Genomic DNA, 22,410 nt, shown 5'->3' on the forward strand with positions numbered 1-22,410 from the left:
CGTGATCGTTCGGCGCCGGGAGTTCGTCAGGGTCCTGAGCCTCCTCGTCGGGGTCGTCTCGGTCGCCGGGCTGCTGACGGCGTGCGGCGACGACGGGCCTCCGACGATCGACTACGTCGTCGACGCCCGGATCTCGACCTACAACGCGAACACGGTGGGCGGCAACGCCGACGGCGTGCTGATGGCCACCACCCGGTTGCTGCCCGGGTTCAGTCTGCTGGGCCCGGCCGGTCAGGTGATCCCCGATCGGGACATCGGCACGGTCACCCAGGTCCCCGGCCGGTCACCGACCCTGCGCTACGAATTCCGTCCCGAGGCGACCTTCTCCGACGGGGTGGCCCTCGATTGCGACGACCTCCTGCTGGCCTGGGCGGCGATGAGTGGACGGATGCCCGGCTTCACCCCGGCGACCACCGCGGGATACCGGGACATCGAGTCGGTGGACTGCGCCGCAGGCGACAAGAGCGCGACGGTGACCTTCGCGCCCGGGCGTGAGTACCGCAACTGGCTCTCCCTCTTCGGCGCGGGCACACTGATGCCGGCGCACGTCGTGGCCCGCGTGGCCGGACTGTCCGACGTCATCGACCCGATCCGGGCAATGGACCGGGCCGCCGTCGGACGCATCGCCGATGCGTGGAACACCGACTTCGATCTGGGTTTCGGCCCCGTCGATCACGCGCACTACCCGGCGTCGGGTCCTTACCGCATCGACCGGTATTCGCGATCGGGCGGGCTCGTCCTGGTGCCCAACGACAAATGGTGGGGCGACAAGCCCGAGACCTCGCGCATCGTCGTCTGGGGACGCGGTACCGACGCCACCCGCCGGCTCCCCGACGGACGGTTCGACGTCGTCGACGTGACGGCGGGCCTCGTCGACGGCGATGTCGCCGGCTCCGCGGGTCCAGCCGGGCCGGCCTCGCCGGCGCGTGCGCTCGGCGTCGAAGAACTCGTCCTGGCCGGCCGCGGCGTGTTCGGCGACGTCCGCATGCGACGGGCGTTCGCCTCGTGTGTGCCGCGTGCCGACCTGGCGCGCGACTTCGGCGGAGGCGCGCAGGTCTGGAATCTGCGGGTGCTCTCTCCCGCCGACAACCTCGCCGGCCAGATGAACACCGAATTCGGTCAGGCCTATCAGCGACCCGACATCGAACGGGCGCGGGGACTCGTGCGGGCGGCCACCGGCCAGGGCGAGGATTCGGCCACCGGTGACACGACAACCTCGGCCGTCGCGACCCGGACGGTGCGCATCGGTTACGTCGCGCCGACACCACGGTGGCAGCAGATGACCGCGGCGATCGCGGCGTCGTGTCGCGGCGCGGGCCTCGCCGTCGAAGACGTGTCGTCACCGGACATCGGCCCCGACGCGCTCGGCCGCGACGCCGACGTCCTGATCGTCGCCGGTGGCGCGTCGTTCGCGGCGGCCGGTGCCGCCGACCCGAGCCGCGACGCGTACGCCCTGCGCGGCGGGGACCCGTTGAACCTGTCCGGAATCCGGGAACCGATGGTGAGTCGTGGGGTCGATCAGCTCGCGACGACCGTCTCGGCGCCCGACCGGCTGCGTCTGGCCCGGTCCATCGAGAACGCGACCTGGTCGACGATGCCGTCGGTGCCCCTCTTCGCGGCACCGCGGGTGCGGCAATGGAAGGATCGGGTGGGCAACGTGGTGGCCGGGATGGGCCGCGACGGCACCGGATGGAACATGGATCGGTGGACGATCCGTGGCTGAGCAGGGGAGTGAACCGATGGGTGGTGTCGTGCCCGAACGTACGGCGGAGGCGGTCTCGCGAGCACGGGCGGCCATCGCCGAACACGCTCGCCTCGTGGACGACTTCCCGGCTCCCGGAATCGCTTTCAAAGACCTGACCCCGGTACTCGCCGACCCGGAGGGGCTGTCGACGATCGTCACCGCGCTGACCCACGGTTGCTCCTCGATCGACCTCGTGGCCGGCATCGATGCGCGCGGCTTCCTGCTGGGCGGTGCGGTCGCACGTGAGCTCGAGGTCGGGGTGCTCGCGGTCCGCAAGGGAGGCAAACTACCGCCGCCCGTCATCGCCGTCGACTACAGCCTCGAGTACGGGCAGGCGACGCTCGAGATCCCGGCGAACGGCCTGAACCTGACCGGCCGTCGCGTGCTGCTCGTCGACGACGTGCTCGCGACCGGGGGGACCGCGGTGGCCGCGGCCGAATTGCTGCACCGCGCCGGTGCGCAGGTCGTCGGGGTCGCGGTGATCATGGAGCTCGCCGGTCTCGGCGGCCGGGACACGATCGCCCGGGGTCTCGGACCGGACGTCCCCGTCCACGCGGTCGCGTCGGACTGACGGCGTCGACACGGTGACGGCTGGGCCGCGACTAGAATCGTCTGAGCCCGCCCGGGCAGGCGCGATGGGCTCATCGCGTGCCGACAGACAACCGTGAGGAGGACCGCTGATGCCCGATGAATCCGACACGGCGCAGCGCGGCGTGACCCCCGCGGACAACGCCGGGACGACGCCCGAGAGCGCCGACCGGCCGGTCGGCGGCACGGGTGCGGTGGGCTCGATCCAGCCGGGCGCGTCCGCCTCGGCGTCGCGCCGGGTGCGCGCACGCCTCGCGCGCCGCATGACCGCGACCCGCAGCCAGGTCCGCCCCGTCCTCGAACCGCTGGTCACCCTGCACCGCGAGATCTACCCGAAGGCCGATGTCGCGCTGCTCCAGCGCGCCTACGACGTCGCCGACGAACGGCACAGCGGGCAGAAGCGCAAGTCCGGCGATCCCTACATCACCCATCCGCTGGCGGTCGCCACGATCCTCGCCGATCTGGGCATGGACACCACCACGCTCATCGCGGCACTCCTGCACGACACGGTCGAGGACACCGGCTACTCCCTGCAGGCACTGGAGAAGGATTTCGGGCCGGAGGTGGCCCACCTCGTCGACGGCGTGACCAAACTCGACAAGGTCGCCCTCGGCAGTGCGGCCGAGGCCGAGACCATCCGCAAGATGATCATCGCGATGGCGCGCGACCCACGCGTTCTCGTCATCAAGGTGGCCGACCGACTGCACAACATGCGCACGATGCGCTTCCTGCCGCCGGAGAAGCAGGCCCGAAAGGCTCGCGAGACGTTGGAAGTCATTGCGCCACTGGCACATCGACTCGGTATGGCGACGGTCAAGTGGGAGCTCGAGGACCTGTCCTTCGCCATCCTGCACCCCAAGCGATACGAGGAGATCGTCCGGCTCGTCGCCGATCGCGCACCGTCCCGCGACACCTACCTCGCCCGCGTGCGCGCCGACATCAACAACGCGCTCGCCGGCGCGCGCATCAACGCCACCGTCGAAGGGCGTCCGAAGCACTACTGGTCGATCTATCAGAAGATGATCGTCAAGGGTCGCGACTTCGACGACATCCACGACCTGGTCGGCATGCGCATCCTCTGCGAGGAGGACCGCGACTGCTATGCCGCCGTCGGCGTGGTGCACTCGCTGTGGCAGCCGATGGCAGGTCGCTTCAAGGACTACATCGCCCAGCCGCGATTCGGTGTGTACATGTCGTTGCACACCACCGTGATCGGTCCCGAGGGCAAACCCCTCGAGGTGCAGATCCGCACGCACGAGATGCACCGGACCGCCGAGTTCGGGATCGCCGCGCACTGGCGTTACAAAGAAAACGGCTACCGCAAGTCGGGCAAGAAGTCGGACACCGCCGAGATCGACGACATGGCGTGGATGCGTCAGCTGCTCGACTGGCAGCGGGAGGCCGCAGACCCGGGTGAGTTCCTCGAGTCGCTGCGCTACGACCTCGCCGTCCGCGAGATCTTCGTGTTCACCCCGAAGGGCGACGTGATCACGCTGCCCGCCGGGTCGACGCCGGTCGATTTCGCCTACGCGGTGCACACCGAGGTCGGTCACCGCTGTATCGGCGCGCGCGTCAACGGCCGGCTGGTCGCGCTGGAACGCACGCTCGAGAACGGCGAGGTGGTGGAGGTGTTCACCTCCAAGGCCCCGACCGCGGGCCCGTCGAAGGACTGGCAGACCTTCGTGGTCTCGCCGCGCGCCAAGGCCAAGATCCGGCAGTGGTTCGCCAAGGAGCGTCGCGAAGAGGCCCTCGAGGCAGGCAAGGACGCCATCGCCAAGGAGGTCCGACGCGGCGGACTGCCACTCCAGCGGCTCCTCAGCGCGGAATCGATGTCGGCGATCGCGCGCGAACTGCGCTACACCGACGTGACCGCGCTGTACACCGCGGTGGGCGAGAACCACGTCTCCGCACGGCATGTCGTCAACCGGCTGGTCGCGTCACTGGGTGGCATCGAGGACGCCGAAGAAGCGATCGCCGAGCGGTCGACACCGTCGACGATGCCGACGCGGTCGCGGCAGGGCGGCGACGCCGGTGTGATGGTCGACGGCATCGACAACGTCGTGATCAAGCTCGCCAAGTGCTGCACCCCGGTACCCGGCGACGACATCCTGGGGTTCGTGACCCGCGGCGGCGGGATCAGCGTGCACCGCACCGACTGCACCAACGCCGAATCGCTGCGCCAGCAGGAGGAACGCATCCTCGACGTGTCGTGGGCCCCGTCGCCGGAATCGGTGTTCCTGGTTGCGATCCAGGTGGAAGCGCTCGACCGGCACCGTCTGCTGTCGGATGTGACCAAGGTGCTCGCCGACGAACGCGTCAACATCCTGTCCGCGTCGGTCACGACGAGCCGCGACCGGGTCGCCATCAGCAAGTTCACCTTCGAGATGGGCGACCCGAAGCACCTCGGCCACGTCCTCAACGTCGTGCGCAACGTCGAAGGTGTCTACGACGTCTATCGGGTGACCTCGGCCGCCTGGTCGCAACGCGGGGGGTCGGGCCCGCGACCGGCAGACTTCACCCCGACCGACAGACTTCGATCGAGGTCTAGGAGTCGAGTTGAAGTCTGTCGGTCACTGAATCGGGGACTTCGGGGAAGGTCTTTCGTGGCCCACGACGGTCGCCAGGCCGCGGGTACTGAGGTGTGAGGGGCGCAAGCGACCCTCCTTCTGCTCCCTGAGGTGTGAGGAGCGCAAGCGATCCTCCCTCTGCTCCCTGAGGTGTGAGGAGCGCAAGCGACGAGCCTCGAAGGGGCACCATGCCCTAATGGGGGTGGATCGCTCGCACCTCAGGGAGCAAGGGGGGCGCTTCGCTCGCACCTCAGCGAGCGGTGGCTCGTCGACGTAGGTCGGGCTAGTTGATGGTGGCCGTCTCGATGGTCACGGGGAGCTTGGGCTCGCCGTCGCCCGGTTGGCTGCCGACCGGTCCGGGGTTGATGCCGCCGGCGTAGACCTTGTCGAGCACCGCGAGTCCGGGCTCGTCGACCTTGCCGACGATCGAGTAGTCCGGGCCGAGCTGGCTGTCGTTGATGACGATGAAGAGCTGGCTCGAGCCGGTGTTCGGATTCTGGCCGCCCTGGCTGCTGTTGGCGATCGCGATCGTGCCGCGCGGGTAGGTGACGGGCGCGGAACCGGTCTGCGGATCGGGTTGTCCGGCCGGCTGCAGGTCGGTCGGCGGCTCGTCCGGGCTCGTCCAGCCGGGCCCGCTCATGCCGGTTCCGGTGGGGTCGCCACACTGCAGGATCTTCAGCGTCTCGCTGGTGGTCATGCGGTGACAGGTCGAGTCGTCGTAGAACTTGTTCTCGATCAGGGAGGTGACCGCCGCGGTGTTGCACGGGGCGCCGTCGCGTTCGAGCGTGATCGGCAGGGTGCCCTGGGTGGTGACGAAGGTGGCCTGTTCGGTGCCCGACTTCAGGACCCGTTCGTCCGGCTTGGGGGAGGTCCGCTCGTTCTTGGCGGCAGCCTTCAGCTCGTCGAGCTCGGCCTGGTACTGCGGCCGCTGCTCGGCCGGGACGGTGTCCGGCACCTGGTCGGGCAGCTGGTCGAAGCGGCTTGGGGAGTCCTCGTAGGCGCAGGTCGTCCAGCGGGCGGCCTCGCGGTCGTCCATGATCTTCTTCACCACGACGGCTGTCACGCCCGCGACGACGGCCACCACGACCGCGGTCGAGACGGAGGCGATGACGATCTTCCGCTTGCGCCGGGCGCGTCGCTCGGTCTCGAGGCGTTCTTCGAGCTTCCGCTTCGCCGCCTCACGGCGCTCCTCATTGGTGGACACGCGGGTGAATCCTCCTGAATCCCGGCACTCCAGTGCCGACGGTCTGCCGGCATGGGTGTGCCGACATCGTCGTGGATGTCACTTACTCGGGGGCAAGTGTGCCAGTTGTACCTGAGAACAGGGTGCGGCGGGTGGCGAGCCATGCCGCCTACGCAACAATGGACCTCGACGTGTGCGCGTCGTCCTGTCCGTGCCGACCCGAGGAGCATCATGCTCATCACCGGATTCCCCGCCGGGATGTTCCAGACGAACTGTTACATCGTCGCCGCCGAGGCGGGATCGGACGCGGTGATCATCGACCCGGGTCAGGACGCGGCGCCCCGGGTCCGCGAATTGCTCGCCGAGCACGACCTCACCCCGGTGGCCGTTCTCCTCACCCACGGTCACCTCGACCACACCTGGAACGCGACGGAGCTCTGCGACGAGTACTCCATCCCGGCCTACATCCACCCCGCTGACCGCCCGATGCTCGCCGACCCCGGTCTGGGAATCGGGCGGGCCCTGGGCGCGATGATCGGCGACGAGGTGTTCACCGAGCCGGCGAAGGTGATCGACTTCGCCGACGGCGAGCCGGTGGAACTGGCCGGGATCTCGTTCTCGGTCGATCTCGCGCCCGGACACACGCAGGGATCGGTGCTGCTCGGCGTCGAAGTAGACGTGCCCGATGAGGCGCGGGAACAGGGCGGTCCCGACACGCCCGCGGTGGTCGGGGTCTGCTTCGCCGGTGACGTACTCTTTGCCGGGTCGATCGGACGGACGGATCTGCCCGGTGGCAACCATCAGCAGTTGCTCGACTCGATCGCGGCGAAACTGCTGCCGCTGCCCGCGGAGACACTGGTGCTGCCCGGGCACGGACCCCAGACCACGATCGGCCAGGAGGGCGCGAGCAATCCCTTTCTGGCCGGACTCGACAGCCAGAGCGCACGACCGAAGGGACGACACGGACTGTGAGCGGAGCATTTCAGGCCCCCCGGGGTATCCCGGACTACTTCCCGCCGAACTCGGCGGACTTCCGTAGGGTCCGGGACACGCTCACCGACGCCGCGCGCCGCGCCGGTTACGGCCACATCGAGCTGCCGGTCTTCGAGGACACCGCACTGTTCGCGCGTGGGGTCGGCGAGTCGACAGATGTGGTGAGCAAGGAGATGTACACCTTCGCCGACCGCGGCGACCGGTCGGTGACGTTGCGCCCGGAGGGCACCGCCGGTGTGGTGCGTGCGGTCATCCAGCACGGACTCGACCGTGGTCAGCTGCCGGTGAAGGTCTGCTACGCCGGGCCGTTCTTCCGATACGAGAAACCGCAGACCGGTCGTTACCGTCAGCTGCAGCAGGTCGGGGTCGAGGCGATCGGCGTCGACGACCCGGCGCTCGACGCCGAGGTCATCGCAATCGCCGACGAGGGCTACCGGCGCCTCGGTCTGACGGGGTTCCGGCTCGAGATCACCTCGCTCGGTGACGACGAGAGCCGTCCGCGGTATCGAGAAGCGTTGCAGGAGTTCTTGTTCGGGCTCGACCTCGACGAGGCGACCCGCATGCGCGCCGAGATCAACCCGCTGCGGGTCCTCGACGACAAGCGTCCCGAGATCAAGGCGGCGACCGCGGGTGCACCGCTGCTCATCGACTACCTGTCCGAGGACGCCAAGGCGCACTTCGATCTCGTGCTCGCGCACCTCGACCGACTCGGGGTGGTCTACGAGATCAATCCGCGCCTCGTCCGCGGGCTGGACTATTACACGAAGACCACGTTCGAATTCGTCCACGACGGGCTCGGTGCACAGTCGGGCATCGGCGGCGGCGGCCGCTACGACGGACTGATGCGACAGCTCGGCGCCAAGCAGGACCTCTCCGGTATCGGATTCGGGATCGGCGTCGACCGCACCATGCTCGCACTGGAAGCCGAGGGTGTGGCGGGCACCGAGGCGGCTCGCTGCCAGGTCTTCGGAGTGCCGCTCGGCACGGCGGCAAAGGCCGAACTCGTCGGCGTCGCAGGCGCTTTGCGTGCCGCCGGGATCAGCATCGATCTCGCCTACGGCGATCGTGGCCTCAAGGGCGCGATGAAGGCGGCCGACCGCTCGGGGGCACGCCTGGCTCTGGTGCTCGGCGAGAACGAACTCGCCGAGCGGCAGCTGGAGATCAAGGACCTGAGCAACGGTGAACAGCACCGGGTGGCTCTCGACGAGGTCGTCGCCGAGGTCGGTCGCCTGCTGGGCTGAGCCGCCCGGCCCGGATCACTCCACCCTGCCGGACTCCAGTCGTGCGCGGGCGAGTTCGCTCGCGGCGGTACCCAGCGCGAGCCACAGGGCGCTGATGTCGTCGACGAGATCGGCCCGGGAGACCGGCAGGGTCCCCTCGGCCCACGCGAGGATCGCCTGGGCGCTTCCCCCGATCACGAAGGCGGGGGCGGTCCGCGCCAGCGAGTCGGCCTCGAGTTCGACGTCGTGAATGGTCCGTGCGTGCTCGATCAGCACGGCGGTCAGACCCGTCATCGCCTCGGTGCGCCGTTCATCCGCGGCGGGGGTCCCGGCCGCACCGCCCAGCAGGATCCGCGCCTTGCGTCGGTCGGTGCCCAGGACGCCGACGACCGCGTCGACGGCACCGCGGGCCTGGTCGGCGAGCGGGCGGTCGAGGAGGCCGAGGTAGGCGCCGACCGCCGCCTGGACCACCTCGCCGGAGATGTCGTCGATCACCGCATCGGCCAGGGCGTCGAGATCCGGAAAACTCTCGTAGAAGTAGCGCTTGTTGAGTTGCGCGTCGGTGCAGAGACCCGCGACCGTCGCGGCCCGCCACCGACCGTCGGACATCACCGTCGACGCGGCATCGACGAGAGCAGCGCGCCGTCGCGCCGTCCGTCCGGCCGCAGATTCGCCGCCATAGCTGCGGTCGGTGCTGGTCGAACTCACCGGCCCATCCTTCCATCCCGCCGGGCAGGATCGGCCGTTGACAGCCCGCACTCTATCTGGCACATTCTGGTACCACATTAAGTGGCACGACATAGTGCCAGATGGGAGACGGAATGAGCGCAGAGCTGAACACCGCACGAGATGTCGACGAGGCGAGCCCGACGGAGCTCCAGATGCTGGCCGAACTGCGGAGCCTCGCCGATCACAGCCCCCTCCGGGCGCGCTGCGAGGCATGGGACTTCCTTCGGCAGCTCGGTGACCGCGACGACCGGGAGGCGCTCTCGACGCTCTTCGGTGCCGGAAGTGACCCGCAGGGCCTCGACGGCAGGCTGGAGGGACTGATCGTGGGCAAGCTGTTCGGGATTCCCGAAGCCGCCCTTGCCAACCCGCTGATGAAGATCGATCCGACGTGGCGGGGCAAGTCCTTCGACCAGCGGTCGGGAACCGGCCTCAACCGGCTGTCGCCGATCGCGGCGCTGGTGATGCCGATCATCACCGCCGGATACCTCGGCCTGCGCCCGGTCGAGGGCGAGATGGAGGGATTCCATTTCGAGCACGAGCCGAGCCTCGGACTGATCGAGCCGAAGGTGCGCGTGCGCGCGCTCGACTACGGGGTGCCGAAGTACAAGAATCCGGGAGTCCGCACGTTTCCGATCCGCAAGACGCGCGACGAGATCGTCGAACTCGTCCCCGGCGTGTACCTCGGCCGGGCACTGCTGTTCCGGAGCAGCGGTGAGATCCGCCTGATCGCGTACTTCGCCCTGCGCCACCCGATCGGCAGCCCGCTGTGATCGCACTCCAGGGCGCGCGGGTGTGCGTCACCGGGGGAGCCCGCGGTATCGGTGCCGCCACCGCCGCCGCCCTCGTCGAGCGCGGCGCGACCGTGTGGATCGGCGACCGCGACCTCGACGCCGCGACCGCCACGGCCGAGCGACTCGGGCGCCGGGCCCACGCGGTGCGCGTCGACGTCACCGACGTCGACTCGTTCGCCGCCTTCGTCGACGCCGCGAAGTCGACGGGACCGATCGACATGCTCGTCAACAACGCAGGGATCCAGCACATGGGGCGGCTGGTCGATCAGGATCTCGCCGGACTGCACCGTGAGTTGGCGATCAATCTCGGAGCGGTCGTCACCGGCACGCACCTGGTGCTACCCGGGATGATCGAGCGCGGGCGCGGCCACATCGTCAACGTGTCGTCGATGGCGGGCAAGGTCACCACGCCGGGGATCGCGACCTACTGCGCGTCGAAGTTCGGCGTGGTCGCCTTCTCGAAGGCGATACGCGCCGAACTCACCGGGACCGGCGTCACGATGACGACCGTCCTGCCCGCGGCCACCCACACCGATCTGACCGCTGGCGTTCGCCTGCGGTTGCAGCCGACCCTCGAACCGGCCGACGTGGCAGCCGCGATCGTCGCCAGTGTCGAGCACGGGCGCGGGGAGGTCACCGTCCCGCGTTACCTCGCGCCGATCGGCATCCTCGAGGACCTCATCCCGTCGCCGATCATGTGGCGCCTCAAGCGGTTCGTCGGGGGCGCGGACTACGGCGCGTTCGACGAGGGGCAGCGGCAGGCGTACCTGGACCGCAGTCGGGCGTCCTGAACGGTGCCGGGCCGCCTCAGCTCGCGGGCCGGCCGGCGACCTCGGCCGCGAGCACATCCAGCGAGACACCGCCGAGAGCCAGTGCGCGCGAATGGAAGTCCTTGAGGGTCCACTCCGGGTGCAGGCGGAGTGCGGCCGTGCGGGTCTGTTCCCAGACGCGCTGGCCGAGGGCGTAGGAGGGGGCTTGACCGGGCCAGCCCAGATAGCGGTCGAGTTCGAAGCGCAGCACAGAGTGATCCATCGCGACCGACGAGGTCAGGAACGCCCACGCCTTGTCGGCGTCCCAGATGCCCCCACCGAGCGACTCCGGCGCGGGCAGTCGGCAGTGCACCCCGATGTCGACGACGATCCGCGCTGCCCGCAGCCGCTGCGAGTCGAGCATCCCCATTCGGTCGCCGGGATCCTCGAGCCAGCCGAGTTCGTCCATGAGGCGCTCGGCGTAGAGGGCCCATCCCTCGCCATGACCGGAGGTGAACGAGGCGAGTTTGCGCCAGGAGTTGAGGTCGGGGTCGACGATCGCCGAGCCGAGCTGGAGGTGGTGTCCGGGGACGCCCTCGTGGTAGACGGTCGTCTTCTCCTGCCAGGTGTGGAAGACGGTCTGGTCGTCGGGCACCGCCCACCACATGCGGCCGGGCCGGGACAGATCCGCGCTGGGCTGGGTGTAGTAGATGATGCCGGTCGACGAGGGGGCCAGCCGGCACTCGAGCCGGGACAGCCGGGCCGGGAGGTCGAAGTGGATTCCCGAGAGACCGGTGACCGCCGCGTCGGAGGTCGCCTGCATCCAGTCGACGAATTGGGCGCGATCGTGGATCTGATACTGCGGCTGGCGGTCCAGCCAGGCGAGGGTCGCGCCGATGCCCTGTCCGGGGAGCAGTCCCTCGGCGATCTCCTGCTGTTCGGCGATGATCTGCTGCAGGCGGGTCATCGCCCAGGCGTACGCATCGTCGGGATCGGCGTCGGCGCCCAGATATGCGGGAAGGTGCAGCAGATACCGGTCGCGGCCGACGGCGTCGTCGTCGAGGGCGTGATCGAGAACCTCGGTGCGCAGGTAGTGGGCGAACGTCCCGAACGAGGTGCGTGCGGCGTCGAGCGCGGTTGCGAGCGTGCCGGCCAGCGCCGTGTCCGCAGCGATCGGCCCGGTGGCGCCGCCGATGGCGTCGGCCGCCGAATCCGCCTGGCGGGCGACGGCTTCCACCTGCCGGCGGGCCGGCGGTGGGCCGTGCCGAAGGCGATGGGCCAGACCGTCGACGACGCCGGTCAGCGAGGCCGGGATGGCGGTGAGCCGGGACAGGAAGATCTCGCGCTGTTCACGGGTGTCGGTGGGCATGAGGTCGAAGACGTCGCGCAGTGCCTGCAGCGGGGACGCGATGACGTTGCATTCGCCGATGTGCTCGCCGGCGTCGGCGAGCGCGAGCTCACGACGCAGTGAGGCGCTCATGGTGGCGACGGTGACGCGGTCGATCGGATCGGTGATGTCGGCGTCGGCCAGCGCGGACAGCGTTCCGGCGGCGACCTCGGCGCGTTCGGCGCATCCCTGCGCGGAGAAGTCGGTCATCCGGTCGTCGTGCTCGCCGTGGCCGATCTCGGTGGCGAAGAGCGGATTCAGCGTGCACAGCCGGTCGAGGTGCGCCTCGGCGATCGCGTCGACGGTGGTGGGCCGACGCGCGCCGACGGTGTCGGTGGGGTTCACAGGCCGGGGTTCACAGGTCGTCGGTGGCGAAGGTGTCGCAGCGATCCGGGTCGCCGCCCTGGTAGCCGACGGAGAACCAGCGCGTGCGCTGCGCGGCCGAACCGTGGGTCCACCCCTCGGGATTGGACCCCGGACCCTGGATGGTGTCGTCGCCGATGGCCTTCGCGGTCTGGATCACGCCGGCGATCTGTTCCTCGGTGATCGGTGCGAGCAGTGCGTCGGGGCCGTCGTCGGCGTGGTGGGCCCACACCCCGGCGAGGCAGTCGGCCTGCAGCTCGACCCGGACCGAACCCGATCGCGGTCCCTGCGAACCCATCCGCTGCCCCTTCGCCAGGGCGCCGGTGAGGTTCTGGACGTGATGCCCGTACTCGTGGGCCACCACGTACTCCTGCGCGAGGGGCCCGTCGCTGCCGCCCATGCGGCGGAGTTGGGCGAAGAACGTCGGGTCGAAGTACGCCGTCGAATCGGCGGGGCAGTAGAACGGGCCCGTCGCCGAACTGGCCGAGCCGCACCCGGTGTTCACCGCGTCGGCGAAGATGACCGTCTGCGGTGCCTCGTACTCGGGCCAGAGGTCCGACCACACCGAGTCGACGCTCACGGTGGTCGCCTTGATCCGGCAGATCGTGTTCTCGTTGGCCATCTCGTACGTGCACGAGTCCAGTTGCTGCTGGATCTGCGCGGCGTCGGACGATGTCCCGGGCGCCGGACCGCCGGAGCCGAGCAGGTCGCCGGGATTCACGCCGAAGAACAGCGCGACGATCGTGATGAGGAGCCCGGCGCCACCGCCCAGCGCGATCCGGCCGCCACCGCCCCCGCCGCCGCCGGAGACGTTGCCGGTGTCGATCGATCCGCTGCCTTGGAAGGTCACGCGGCCATTCTGGCACGATCGGCACCCGCCCTCGGCGCAGTCGCGGAGGTATGCGATTGACGCCCCGGGGCGTGGATACGGCACCATGGACACCTGGTCTGCGTTTCTGCCGACCGATTTCGACGTTGGAAGGATTCTCAGTGCTCCGCACGCATTCCGCAGGTTCGCTGCGCCGCGCCGACGCGTCGCAGACCGTCACCGTCGCCGGGTGGGTCGCACGCCGTCGCGACCACGGTGGCGTGGTCTTCATCGACCTGCGTGACGCCACCGGACTCGTCCAGGTGGTCTTCCGCGACGAGTCTGTCGCTTCGGCCGCCCACCGTCTGCGCGCCGAATACTGCGTCGCGGTGACCGGTGTCGTCGAGGTACGACCCGAGGGCAGTGAGAACCCCAACCTGAGTTCCGGCGAGATCGAGATCAACGCCGTCGGACTCGAGGTCCTCAACGAGTCGGCACCGTTGCCGTTTCAGCTCGACGAGTCGCCGGGTGAGGAGGCGCGGTTGCGCCACCGCTACCTCGACCTCCGCCGCGAGGGCCCGAGTGCTGCCCTGCGTCTGCGCTCGAAGGCGAATGCGGCCGCGCGTGGGGTCCTCGCCGCGCATGACTTCACCGAGATCGAGACCCCCACGCTGACCCGGTCCACCCCGGAGGGTGCGCGTGACTTCCTGGTGCCCGCGCGCCTGCAGCCGGGTACGTTCTACGCACTGCCGCAGAGCCCGCAGCTGTTCAAGCAGTTGCTGATGGTGGCAGGTATGGAGCGCTACTACCAGATCGCACGCTGTTACCGCGACGAGGACTTCCGGGCCGACCGGCAGCCCGAGTTCACCCAGCTCGACATCGAGATGAGCTTCGTCGACCAGGACGACGTCATCGCGGTCGCCGAAGAGGTCCTGACCGCCCTGTGGAAGCTCATCGGAGTCGACATCTCGACACCGATCCCGCGGATGACCTACGCCGACGCGATGCGCCGATTCGGTTCGGACAAGCCGGATCTGCGCTTCGGCATCGAACTCGTGGAGTGTGCCGAGTACTTCACGAACACCCCGTTCCGCGTGTTCCAGGCGCCGTACGTCGGCGCCGTGGTCATGCCCGGCGGCGCGTCGCAGCCGCGTCGTCAGCTCGACGCCTGGCAGGAATGGGCCAAGCAGCGCGGCGCCAAGGGCCTCGCGTACGTCCTGATCGCCGAAGACGGCACGCTGTCGGGTCCGGTCGCCAAGAACCTGTCCGACGACGAGCGCGCCGGTCTGGCCGCCCACGTCGGTGCGCAGCCCGGTGACTGTGTGTTCTTCGGGGCGGGAGAGGTGAAGTCGACCCGCGCGCTCCTCGGCGCGGCGCGTGGCGAGATCGCCTCGAAGCTCGGTCTCATCGAGGACGGCGACTGGGCGTTCACCTGGGTCGTCGACGCGCCGATGTTCGAGCCGGCCGCCGAGGCGACCGCGTCCGGTGATGTCGCACTGGGACATTCGGCCTGGACCGCGGTGCACCACGCATTCACCTCGCCGAAGCCGGAGTCGGTCGACGCCCTCGAGTCCGATCCCGGTTCGGCCCTGGCCTACGCCTACGACATCGTGTGCAACGGCAACGAGATCGGCGGCGGATCGATCCGTATCCATCGACGGGACGTGCAGGAGCGCGTCTTCGAGATCATGGGCATCGGCCACGACGAGGCCCAGGAGAAGTTCGGCTTCCTGCTCGACGCCTTCGCCTACGGCGCACCGCCCCACGGCGGCATCGCCTTCGGCTGGGACCGCATCACCGCACTGCTCGCCGGTGAATCGTCCATCCGCGAGGTGATCGCCTTCCCGAAGTCGGGCGGCGGCGTCGACCCGCTGACCGACGCGCCCGCGGCGATCACCGCGCAGCAGCGCAAGGAATCGGGGATCGACGCCAAGCCCGCACCGCGGGGCGGCGCCGATCAGAACGACGCCGATCAGAAGGACGCCGGGAGCACCTCGGTCTGACCCGAAATGCGGTGGCCGGACGTGAGTTCGGCCACCGCCATCCGACGGTGGTGCTCGCCACCCGGCGCCTGCCGGTCATCTGTGATGAGATTCCCAGCATGACGATCAAGGTCGCACTCGAGCACCGGACGGTGTACTCGTTCGATCGGCCGGCCAAGATCTACCCCCACGTCGTCCGCCTGCGTCCGGCGCCGCACTCGCGCACTCCCATCGAGGCCTACTCGCTCACCGTCGAACCCGGTGCGCATTTCCTGAACTGGCAGCAGGACGCGTTCAGCAATTACCTGGCGCGCCTGGTGTTCCCGGAACCCTCGACCTCCCTCGGGATCACCGTGAGTCTCGTCGCGGATCTCACCGCGATCAACCCGTTCGACTTCTTCATCGAGGAGTGGGCCGAGTTCTACGGGTTCGACTATCCCGCCGAACTGCGCCGCGACCTGGAGATCTTCCTCCGTCCCGCCGGCGTCACCGAGGGTGAATTCGCGGGCGCGCCAGTACATCCGGAGATCGCGAGGTTCGCGGCGAAGCACCGGCCGGCGGGCCGGACGCGGGTCATCGACTTTCTCGTGGGTCTCAACGCCGCGGTCCGCGACGCCGTCGGCTACACCGTTCGGCTCGAGGCGGGCGTGCAGTCGCCCGAGTACACGCTCTCCAGCGCCATCGGATCCTGCCGCGACTCGGCCTGGCTGTTGGTCGCACTCCTGCGCGAGCTCGGGTTCGCGGCGCGTTTCGTCTCCGGCTACCTCGTCCAGCTGACCTCCGACGTCAAGGCCCTCGACGGACCGTCGGGTCCCGACGCCGACTTCACCGACCTGCACGCGTGGACCGAGGTGTACCTACCCGGTGCCGGCTGGGTGGGCCTGGACCCGACGTCGGGCCTGTTCGCCGGCGAGGGACACATCCCGCTGGCGGCCACCCCGCATCCGGTCGGTGCCGCGCCGATCACCGGTTCGACCGGTCCGTGCCACGCGACGCTCGACTTCACCAACACGGTGACCCGCTTCCACGAGGACCCGCGGGTCACGCTGCCCTACACCGCGGAACAGTGGAACCGGGTGACCGATCTCGGCGCGCTGGTCGACGAGCGGATGAAACGCAACGATGTGCGCCTGACGATGGGCGGCGAGCCGACGTTCGTGTCCATCGACAACCAGACGGACCCGGAGTGGCGGACGGCCGCGGACGGTCCCCACAAACGGCTGCTGGCCGGGCGGCTTGCCGGTCGACTGCAGAAGGCTTACGCGCCCGATGGCCTGATCCGGCGCAGCCAGGGCAAGTGGTACCCCGGCGAACCGCTCCCGCGCTGGCAGCTCGAACTCCTGTGGCGCAGTGACGGTCTGCCGATCTGGCGGGACCCGGGTCTGCTCGCCGACCCGTGGGCGACGCCGGAGCAGTGCGCGGCCGCCATCGAGACCGAGACCCACGGTCCGGATCCGGAGATCACCGGCGATGCCGGCCCGGCGCGGGAACTGCTCACCGCGTTCGCGGCGGCGCTCGGTCTCCCGGCCGGACAGGTGATGCCGGCCTACGAGGATCCACTGGTGCGGATGCGTGAACTCGCCGCGATGCCCCCCGGTGATCCCGGTACCGACCCCACCCTCCCCGCCGCGCGCGCCTTCGCGCAGGCCGACATGACCGTCGACGCGGACTCGACGGACGGCGAGGACGACGAGAGCCTCGCGCCGGCATCGGATTCCGTCGCCCGCAGGCGGGCGCTGATCGCCCGGCTCGACGCCGCGGTCACCGAGCCGTGTGCGCACCTGGTGCCGTTGAGTCGATCGGAGGATCGGACCGCGTGGCAGAGCGCGGTGTGGACGACCCGGCGGGGGCGCATCGTGCTGACGCCGGGCACCTCACCGGCCGGCCTGCGGCTGCCGCTCAACTCGCTCTCGTGGGGTCCGGCTCCGACGCTCTTCGAAGCCGACCCGTCCGCGCGCCACGAGGACCTGCCGGCCGACCCGTCGACGGCGTTGGGCCACGCCGTCCGCGATGTCGACCCCGTCCAGTTCCTGCCCCGCACCGCCCTGGTCGCCGAGGTGCGTGGAGGCGTCGTCCATGTGTTCATGCCGCCGACCTCGACCCTCGAGGAGTACCTCGCGATCGTCGAACTCGTCGAGGACGCCGCCGCCGCGACGTCGACACCGGTCGTCGTCGAGGGATACGGACCGCCCGCCGACCCGCGCCTGGTGTCGTTGTCGGTCACGCCGGACCCGGGTGTCGTCGAGGTCAACATCCAGCCGACCGGGAGTTTCGCCGAGCAGTCCGAACTGCTCGAATCGCTGTACGACCATGCGCGACATGTGCGTCTGGGCACCGAGAGTTTCGACCTGGACGGCAGTCACGGCGGGACCGGCGGTGGTAACCACATCACCCTCGGCGGCGTCACGCCCGCCGACTCGCCGATGCTGCGCCGCCCCGATCTGCTGGTGTCGATGCTGACCTACTGGCAGCGGCATCCCGCGCTGTCCTACCTCTTCTCCGGCCGGTTCATCGGCACCACGTCGCAGGCACCCCGCGTCGACGAGGGGCGCGAGTCGGCGCTCTACGAGTTGGAGATCGCCTTCGCCGAGATCGACCGGCTGGCGGTCAAGGACGCCGTCGGCGGGCGATTCGACGGGGCGCCACCCAACCCCTGGGTCACCGACCGGGCCCTGCGGCACCTGCTGACCGACATCACCGGCAACACCCATCGGGCCGAGTTCTGCATCGACAAGCTCTACAGCCCCGACTCGGTGCGCGGGCGGCTGGGTCTGCTGGAACTGCGGGCGTTCGAGATGCCGCCGCACCATCGGATGGCGATGGTTCAGTCGCTGCTCGTGCGCAGCCTGGTGTCGTGGTTCTGGGAGAAGCCCTATCGCGCCCGGCTCATCCGCCACGGCGGTGACCTGCACGGCAAACACCTGTTGCCGCACTACGTGATCGCCGACATCGCGCTCGTCGCCGAGGAGCTCCGTGAGGCGGGCTACCCGTTCGAGACCGCGTGGCTGGACCCGTTCACCGAGTTCCGGTTCCCGCGTCTGGGGACCGTGCAGATCCGGGACCAGGAGATCGAGCTGCGCAGTGCCATCGAGCCGTGGAACACGCTGGGGGAGGAGTCGACCGGAACCGGCACCGCTCGTTATGTCGACTCGTCCGTCGAGCGGGTGCAGGTGCGGGTCCTGGGTGGTGAGGACGATCGATACTTGTTGACATGCAATGGTTTTCCGATCCCGCTGCGGGCCACGGGGCGCACCGGGGAACGCGTCGCCGGGATCCGGTTCCGGGCCTGGCAGCCGCCGAGTTCGCTGCACCCGACGATCACCATCGACACCCCGCTCACCTTCGATCTGATCGACACGGTCAACGGCCGGTCGGTGGGTGGCGCCACCTATCACGTCGTCCATCCCGGCGGACGGGCCTACGACCGTCCGCCGGTCAACGCGGTCGAGGCCGAGTCGCGCCGCAACGGGCGGTTCGAGGCGGCCGGACACACCACCGGCACCGTCGACGTCGGACTGTTGCGCGAGCGAGCGTCCCGGCAGGCCATCGACTTCGGGGTGCCCGGAGTCCTCGACCTCCGGCGGGCACGTACAGTTCTTCGGTGATCTCTTCGCCGGGCGACGCCTCCGCGGTGTTCGACCGCTACCGCGCCGCGGGCCAGACCCTCTTCGACCCGGACCGGCCGGTCGAATCCTACGACGAACTCCTCGAACCCGGTGGGGCGATCCGTCCGGCGTGGGCGGACCTGGCCCGCATCTACCGGTTGCGCGGCACCGACCGGCTCCGGGGCTCCGCGGCGCGCCTGGCGGCCGCGGTGAGCGACGACGGCGTGGTCTACAACGAGTTCGACGGCCACGACACCGTGACCCGCGACTGGGAGGTCGACGCGGTGCCGCTGGTCGTCGACGGTGTCGAGTGGGCCGAACTCGAGAAGGCCGTCACGCAGCGGTCGATGCTGCTGGACCTGCTGTTGCGCGACCTCTACCGCGACCAGAAGACGATCGCCGCCGGACTCGTCGCACCCGAGATGGTCTTCGGACACCCCGGGTACATCCGGAAGGCGGCCCGTCTGGAGGTCGCCGGACCCCATGCGCTGTTCCTGCATGCGGTCGACATCTCACGCACCGCCGACGGCGACTTCGTCGCCTACCGCGACCGCACGCAGGCGCCGTCGGGGGTCGGCTACGCGATCGCCGGGCGCCGGCTGATGTCGAAGACCTTCCCGCAGCTGTTCCAGGCGTGCGCGCCCCGGCCGATGGCCAACTTCGCCGGCACCATGCGCCTCGCGCTCACCGAATACGCCCCGCCGGGGGTCGACGATCCGACGGTGGCGGTCCTCAGTCCCGGCAGCATGTCCGAGACCGCCTTCGACCAGGCCTACCTCGCCTCGGTGCTCGGCTTCCCGCTCGTCGAGGGCGCCGATCTCACCGTCCGCGACGGTGCGGTGTACATGCGTTCGCTCGGTCGGTACAAGCGTGTGGACGTGTTGCTGCGGCGGATCGACGCCGCCTACGCCGACCCGCTGGACCTGCGGACGGACTCCCAGCTCGGTGTCGCCGGTCTGGTCGAGGCGATCTCGCGCGGCACGGTGACGGTCCTCAACACCCTCGGTTCGGGAGTGCTGGAGAACCCGGCTCTGCACACCGTGCTGGAGCGGCTGGCGCCGGTCCTGCTCGACGAGGAGCTGATACTGGGTTCGGTCACCACCTACTGGGCGGGAGATCCGCTGCAGCGCAGCCTGATCCGCGATCGATTGGCGTCCCTCGTGCTGACCGACACGTGCACGGGAGAGGAAGTCATCGGCCCGCTGCTCGCCGCGTCCGAGCGCGCCGACCTCGCCGCCCGGATCGAGGCGCAGACCTGGCAGTGGGTCGCGCGCGAACTCGAGGCGTTCTCGGTGGCCCCCACGGTCACCCCCGGCAGCGCTCCGGGCGGGTCGCAGGCGCCGCTTCGTGCGGCGCCGGTGTCGGTGCGCGCCTTCAGCGTGGCGCAGGGTCCCGGTTACGCGGTGATGCCCGGCGGGCTGGGGGCGGTCCTCGCCGACGGGGTGGAGGGCGCCGCCCACCACGTGATCGCCGCCAAGGACGTCTGGGTCACCAGCACCGAGGTGGGCGGGCACGTCTCGCGCCGTCCGGAGACCCGCACCGAGCCGGCCGCCGAGGTCGTCGCCGGCGCTGCGGCGGGCCGTCCGGTGACCCGCGAGTACTCCGACGTCGCGGCCGCGGCCAGCCCACGAGTGCTGGCGGACCTGTTCTGGCTCGGCCGCTACGGCGAGCGGACCGAGCTCGTGACCCGACTGGCGAAGGTGTCCCGCGAGCGCTATCAAGACTTCCAGTATCGGCCGTGGATGTCCGGCACGCCGGCGGTACCGCGGCTGCTGCATGCCGTCGCCACGGTGACCGGCACCGCGCGTTACCTCGACACCGCCGGGCTGCTGATGTCGGGGTCGGACCGGCCGCCGTCGCCCGAGCAGGTGAACGAGGCGATCGAGAAGATCGCCGACCTCACCGTGTCGCGGTCGGTGCCCGGGACCATCGCGTATTCGATCGACCGGCTCATCAGTACGGCCCGGGCGGTCCGGGACCAGATGTCGACGAGCACCTGGATGGTGCTCGCCCCGGTCGAACGCGTCATGGCGAGCACGACCAGGCTGGTCGTCCGGTCGCGGGCCGAGGCGGGCGCAGGCGACGCCGCGCTCGACCTCGGCCCCGACCTGGCCCGCGCGCACGACGAGATCCTGCACGGCGTGCTGGCCCTCACCGGACTACAGGCCGAGTCGATGGTGCACGACCCGGGCTGGATGTTCATGGATGTCGGCCGGCGCATCGAGCGGGCGGTGACCCTCGCCGACCTCACGCTCGCGATGTTCGCCGACGCGCAGGACACCGACGTCGAGCAGGCGCTGCTGGAGTCGTACCTGGTGGCCAACGAGTCGTCCATCATCTACCGCCGCCGCAACCGCGGTCTGTACCAGCCGGCCGGTGTCGCCGAGCTGCTGCTGTTCGACCCGACCAATCCGAGGTCGATGATCTTCTCACTGGAGCGGTTGAACTCCGCCCTGTCCTCGGTGCCGGAGACCCTGCGGTCGGCCGGGGCCGAACGCGCCGTCCAGGACATGATCGCCGAACTCCGGCGAAGCGACCCCGTGGATCTCGTGCACGTCGACACCGAGCGGCGCCGCCCCGAACTCGTCGAACTGATGACGACGCTGCGCACCGGTGCGCGGGAACTCTCCGACCTGCTGACCCGGACCCGCTTCGCCACCCCCCGTCAGGCGCGACCGATCTGGGCCGGTGGGGAATCGTGAGTTCGCGCACCTACCGCGTCATGCACCGGACCACCTACACCTACGACGACGACGTGTCGTCGTCGTACGGGCGGTGCCACCTGACGCCGCGTGACCTGCCCGGGCAGCGCGTGCACTCGACGTCGCTGGAGATCGAACCCGAGCCCGACGACCGGTCGACGGGGCTCGACGTCTACGGCAACCACGACAGCTACTTCCACGTGCGGACGTCGCATCGCGAGCTCACCGTCACCGCGCGCTCCGTCGTCGAGGTGGACCCGGTGGACCCGGGAGTCCTCCTGAGCCCGGCCGCCCGTACCCCGTGGGAGCAGGCACGTCCGGCCGCCGTCGACGGCCGGGAGGGTGCCCTGGCCGCCGAGTTCGTCCTGGATCTGGAGCGGCCGGAGATCACCCCCGCGGTCCACGAGTACGCCGCCGGGGTTTTCACCCCGGGCCGGCCGCTGGTCGAGGCCGTCACCGAACTCACCTCACGGATCTTCGCCGACTTCACCTACCGCTCGGGGTCGACGGCCATCACCACCCGGGTCGACACGGTCCTGCAGCGGCGCGAGGGCGTCTGCCAGGACTTCGCCCGCGTCGCGATCGCCTGTCTGCGGTCGCAGGGCCTCGCGGCGAGGTACGAGTCGGGGTATCTCGCGACCGAGCCGCCGCCCGGCACGGAGAAGGTCTTCGGCGCGGATGCCAGCCACGCGTGGGCGGCGGTCTGGATGCCCGACGGCCGCTGGCTGCCCTTCGACCCGACCAACGACAAGCTGGTCGACGAACGCCACGTCACGGTCGCCTGGGGACGCGACTACGACGACGTGCCGCCGCTACGCGGGGTCATCTACACCGACTCCACCAAGAGCCGGATCGAGGTGTCGGTGGACGTGAGCCCGGCCGATGGCCCCGCGCCGGGCTGAATCGGACACGGTTCCGCGGCCCACGCGGTAACCCGCTGTGCCACAGCGTGTTCGGCACCCGATCTGCTGACGCCCCGATCGCGACGTGGTACAGATG

General features: G+C 69.9%; 15 protein-coding genes. 11 read left to right on the forward strand and 4 right to left on the reverse strand.

The window, feature by feature from the left end; translation table 11 throughout:
* Window position 1 precedes the first annotated feature (1 nt).
* From BCM27_RS11880 to BCM27_RS11890, 3 genes are all read left to right on the forward strand, one after another.
* Window positions 2–1,723, forward strand: coding sequence for an ABC transporter substrate-binding protein (locus BCM27_RS11880; protein WP_004018785.1), 1,722 nt, complete (start codon window positions 2–4; stop codon window positions 1,721–1,723).
* Window positions 1,724–1,739: 16 nt separating this feature from the next.
* Window positions 1,740–2,315: an adenine phosphoribosyltransferase gene (locus BCM27_RS11885; protein ID WP_004018784.1), complete on the forward strand. Its 576-nt coding sequence runs from the start codon at window positions 1,740–1,742 to the stop codon at window positions 2,313–2,315.
* Window positions 2,316–2,424: 109 nt separating this feature from the next.
* The gene (locus BCM27_RS11890) at window positions 2,425–4,977 is read left to right on the forward strand and encodes a RelA/SpoT family protein (RefSeq protein ID WP_276205107.1); all 2,553 of its coding nucleotides are present in this window, start codon (window positions 2,425–2,427) and stop codon (window positions 4,975–4,977) included.
* Between the two features lie 205 nt (window positions 4,978–5,182).
* On the opposite strand, the gene BCM27_RS11895 is transcribed toward BCM27_RS11890, so the two are convergent.
* Entirely contained in the window at window positions 5,183–6,103 is a 921-nt protein-coding gene (locus BCM27_RS11895) for a peptidylprolyl isomerase (RefSeq protein ID WP_033203425.1), read from the reverse strand.
* Window positions 6,104–6,313: 210 nt separating this feature from the next.
* Here BCM27_RS11895 and BCM27_RS11900 point away from each other — a divergent pair, with 210 nt between their 5' ends.
* Complete coding sequence (locus BCM27_RS11900; protein ID WP_004018780.1) at window positions 6,314–7,054, forward strand: MBL fold metallo-hydrolase; 741 nt, start codon at window positions 6,314–6,316, stop codon at window positions 7,052–7,054.
* The gene (gene hisS, locus BCM27_RS11905) at window positions 7,051–8,316 is read left to right on the forward strand and encodes a histidine--tRNA ligase (RefSeq protein WP_004018779.1); all 1,266 of its coding nucleotides are present in this window, start codon (window positions 7,051–7,053) and stop codon (window positions 8,314–8,316) included. The genes BCM27_RS11900 and hisS overlap by 4 nt, the downstream gene beginning before the upstream one ends.
* A gap of 15 nt (window positions 8,317–8,331) precedes the next feature.
* Here hisS and BCM27_RS11910 read toward each other — a convergent pair whose 3' ends face one another.
* Window positions 8,332–9,003, reverse strand: coding sequence for a TetR/AcrR family transcriptional regulator (locus BCM27_RS11910; protein WP_004018778.1), 672 nt, complete (start codon window positions 9,001–9,003; stop codon window positions 8,332–8,334).
* Between the two features lie 113 nt (window positions 9,004–9,116).
* Between BCM27_RS11910 and BCM27_RS11915 the strand changes: the two genes are divergently transcribed.
* Both BCM27_RS11915 and BCM27_RS11920 read left to right on the forward strand, forming a co-directional pair.
* Window positions 9,117–9,794, forward strand: coding sequence for a hypothetical protein (locus BCM27_RS11915; RefSeq protein WP_004018777.1), 678 nt, complete (start codon window positions 9,117–9,119; stop codon window positions 9,792–9,794).
* Entirely contained in the window at window positions 9,791–10,606 is an 816-nt protein-coding gene (locus BCM27_RS11920; protein WP_004018776.1) for an SDR family oxidoreductase, read from the forward strand. Before BCM27_RS11915 ends, BCM27_RS11920 begins: the two co-directional genes overlap by 4 nt.
* Before the next feature lie 16 nt (window positions 10,607–10,622).
* Here BCM27_RS11920 and BCM27_RS11925 read toward each other — a convergent pair whose 3' ends face one another.
* Window positions 10,623–12,296 (reverse strand): DUF885 domain-containing protein, encoded by a 1,674-nt coding sequence (locus BCM27_RS11925; protein ID WP_004018775.1) that lies wholly within the window; start codon window positions 12,294–12,296, stop codon window positions 10,623–10,625.
* Between the two features lie 10 nt (window positions 12,297–12,306).
* Window positions 12,307–13,164 (reverse strand): KPN_02809 family neutral zinc metallopeptidase, encoded by an 858-nt coding sequence (gene ypfJ / locus BCM27_RS11930; protein ID WP_004018774.1) that lies wholly within the window; start codon window positions 13,162–13,164, stop codon window positions 12,307–12,309.
* Window positions 13,165–13,304: 140 nt separating this feature from the next.
* On the opposite strand from ypfJ, the gene aspS reads away from it, so the two are divergent.
* The 4 genes from aspS (at window position 13,305) to BCM27_RS11950 (ending at window position 22,313) form a co-directional block, all read left to right on the forward strand.
* Window positions 13,305–15,125: an aspartate--tRNA ligase gene (gene aspS, locus BCM27_RS11935; protein WP_004018773.1), complete on the forward strand. Its 1,821-nt coding sequence runs from the start codon at window positions 13,305–13,307 to the stop codon at window positions 15,123–15,125.
* A gap of 98 nt (window positions 15,126–15,223) precedes the next feature.
* Complete coding sequence (locus tag BCM27_RS11940; protein ID WP_033203546.1) at window positions 15,224–18,709, forward strand: transglutaminase family protein; 3,486 nt, start codon at window positions 15,224–15,226, stop codon at window positions 18,707–18,709.
* Entirely contained in the window at window positions 18,706–21,411 is a 2,706-nt protein-coding gene (locus BCM27_RS11945) for a circularly permuted type 2 ATP-grasp protein (RefSeq protein WP_033203422.1), read from the forward strand. Before BCM27_RS11940 ends, BCM27_RS11945 begins: the two co-directional genes overlap by 4 nt.
* The gene (locus BCM27_RS11950) at window positions 21,408–22,313 is read left to right on the forward strand and encodes a transglutaminase family protein (RefSeq protein ID WP_004019012.1); all 906 of its coding nucleotides are present in this window, start codon (window positions 21,408–21,410) and stop codon (window positions 22,311–22,313) included. Before BCM27_RS11945 ends, BCM27_RS11950 begins: the two co-directional genes overlap by 4 nt.
* Window positions 22,314–22,410: the final 97 nt, after the last annotated feature.

It is taken from the genome of Gordonia terrae (assembly GCF_001698225.1).
GTDB classification, from domain to species: domain Bacteria; phylum Actinomycetota; class Actinomycetes; order Mycobacteriales; family Mycobacteriaceae; genus Gordonia; species Gordonia terrae.

Excerpts from the sequence above, each read along its gene's own strand:
- BCM27_RS11890 (WP_276205107.1), top strand. The coding sequence starts at position 2,425 with ATGCCCGATGAATCCGACACGGCGCAGCGCGGCGTGACCCCCGCGGAC.
- BCM27_RS11885 (WP_004018784.1), top strand. The coding sequence starts at position 1,740 with ATGGGTGGTGTCGTGCCCGAACGTACGGCGGAGGCGGTCTCGCGAGCA.
- BCM27_RS11940 (WP_033203546.1), top strand. The coding sequence starts at position 15,224 with ATGACGATCAAGGTCGCACTCGAGCACCGGACGGTGTACTCGTTCGAT.
- BCM27_RS11900 (WP_004018780.1), top strand. The coding sequence starts at position 6,314 with ATGCTCATCACCGGATTCCCCGCCGGGATGTTCCAGACGAACTGTTAC.
- BCM27_RS11915 (WP_004018777.1), top strand. The coding sequence starts at position 9,117 with ATGAGCGCAGAGCTGAACACCGCACGAGATGTCGACGAGGCGAGCCCG.